The organism is Pedococcus sp. P1_H8 (genome assembly GCF_056405175.1).
In genome coordinates this window covers 1-403 of record NZ_JBFUCP010000337.1, presented here as the reverse complement: position 1 = coordinate 403, position 403 = coordinate 1, and the positions used below count along the sequence as shown (strand labels likewise).

1 protein-coding gene is annotated in these 403 nt (G+C 69.7%); it reads left to right on the top strand.

The annotated features are described in order from the left end of the window. On the top strand, nucleotides 1-403 hold a 403-nt coding region (locus tag AC1DYG_RS20270), incomplete at both ends, for a neutral zinc metallopeptidase (protein ID WP_477641634.1).

The following is a 403-nucleotide window of genomic DNA, read 5'->3' as shown; positions in this document are numbered from 1 at the left end:
CTGCAAGACCGGCGCGGACGCCAACCGCGACGTGAATTGCCGGGTCGCCCTCACCGCCGAGAGCCTCGACGCGGTGTGGGCGCAGGAGCTCGGCAAGCAGACCGGCACCCCGTACGTCATGCCCGGCGTCATGCTCTTCTCCGGCTCGGTGAACACCGGCTGTGGCAACGCGACCAGTGACGTCGGCCCGTTCTACTGCCCCGCGGACTCCACCGCCTACTTCGACACCAGCTTCTTCCAGTTGCTCGTCGACCAGTTCGGCTCCAGCGCCGGACCGCTCGCGCAGGAGTACGTCGTCGCGCACGAGATCGGCCACCACATCCAGAACCAGCTCGGCGACATCGGCCGCGCGCAGGCCGATCCGAAGGGCGCGCAGTCCGGCGCGGTCCGGACGGAGCTGCAG